Origin of the sequence: Paraburkholderia sp. UYCP14C (assembly GCF_004197395.1) — a bacterium.
GTDB lineage: Bacteria > Pseudomonadota > Gammaproteobacteria > Burkholderiales > Burkholderiaceae > Paraburkholderia.
On the sequence record NZ_SELS01000258.1, the window covers coordinates 1 to 1,334 of the forward strand.

The following is a 1,334-nucleotide window of genomic DNA, read 5'->3' on the forward strand; positions in this document are numbered from 1 at the left end:
ATGTACACGCAATCCCTCGATATCCCCGGCAACGTCGCCCCGCTGGACGCGGACGCGAATTCGCCCGAACAGGCGCGCTTCGACGCGGTCATGGCCGCCGACGGCAAGATCGAGCCGCAGGACTGGATGCCCGACGCCTACCGCAAAACGCTGGTGCGGCAGATCTCGCAGCATGCGCACTCGGAGATCGTCGGCATGCTGCCCGAGGGCAACTGGATCACCCGCGCGCCGAGCCTCAAGCGCAAGGCGATCCTGATCGCCAAGGTGCAGGACGAAGCCGGCCACGGCCTCTACCTGTACAGCGCCGCCGAAACGCTCGGCGTCTCGCGTGACCAGCTGATCGACGCGCTGCATGCCGGCAAGGCCAAGTATTCGAGCATCTTCAACTACCCGACGCCCACCTGGGCCGACGTCGGCGTGATCGGCTGGCTGGTCGACGGCGCGGCGATCATGAACCAGATCCCGCTGTGCCGCTGCACCTACGGGCCCTATGCCCGCGCCATGATCCGCATCTGCAAGGAAGAGTCGTTCCATCAGCGCCAGGGGTTCGACGCGCTGCTCGCGATGATGGCCGGCACCGACGCGCAGCGCGAACTGGTGCAGCAGGCGGTGAACCGCTGGTGGTGGCCGGTGCTGATGATGTTCGGCCCGAGCGACAAGGATTCGGTGCACAGCAACCAGTCGGCGCAATGGGGCATCAAGCGCATCACCAACGACGACCTGCGCCAGAAATTCGTCGACGCGACCGTCGAGCAGGCCAAGGTGCTCGGCGTCACGCTGCCCGATGCGGACCTCAAATGGAACGAGGCGCGCGGCCACTACGACTACGGCGACATCGACTGGGAAGAGTTCTGGCGCGTCGTCAATGGCGACGGCCCGTGCAACCGCGAGCGCCTCGCGACCCGCGTGAAGGCCCATGAAGACGGCGCCTGGGTGCGCGAAGCCGCGCTTGCCCATGCGGAAAAGCAGCGCCAGCGCGCGCAACAGCACGCCGCCTGAGCGGCACGGCACATCACAGGAATCAGGAGATCAGCAAATGAACAAGGAATGGCCGATTTGGGAAGTGTTCGTGCGCAGCAAGCAGGGACTCGACCACAAGCACTGCGGCAGTCTGCACGCCGCCGACGCGCCGATGGCGCTGCGCATGGCGCGCGACGTCTACACGCGCCGCCAGGAAGGCGTAAGCATCTGGGTGGTGCCGTCCTCGGCGATCACGGCCTCGGCGCCCGACGAGAAGGCGGAGCTGTTCGAACCGGCGGGCGACAAGATCTATCGCCACCCGACGTTCTACACGCTCCCCGACGAAGTCAACCACATGTAAGCGCGGCCATGAC

General features: G+C 66.2%; 2 protein-coding genes. Both read left to right on the forward strand.

The genetic code is table 11. The annotated features are described in order from the left end of the window. Positions 1-999: 1,2-phenylacetyl-CoA epoxidase subunit PaaA (gene paaA / locus EVC45_RS44675; RefSeq protein ID WP_129964372.1), on the forward strand; the 999-nt coding region annotated here is incomplete at its 5' end. Between the two features lie 37 nt (positions 1,000-1,036). Then, positions 1,037-1,321, forward strand: coding sequence for a 1,2-phenylacetyl-CoA epoxidase subunit PaaB (gene paaB / locus EVC45_RS44680; RefSeq protein WP_013090772.1), 285 nt, complete (start codon positions 1,037-1,039; stop codon positions 1,319-1,321). Positions 1,322-1,334 lie beyond the last annotated feature (13 nt).

Bases quoted from the DNA above. Each gene is read 5' to 3' on its own strand.
- paaB (WP_013090772.1), top strand. From the start codon at position 1,037: ATGAACAAGGAATGGCCGATTTGGGAAGTGTTCGTGCGCAGCAAGCAG.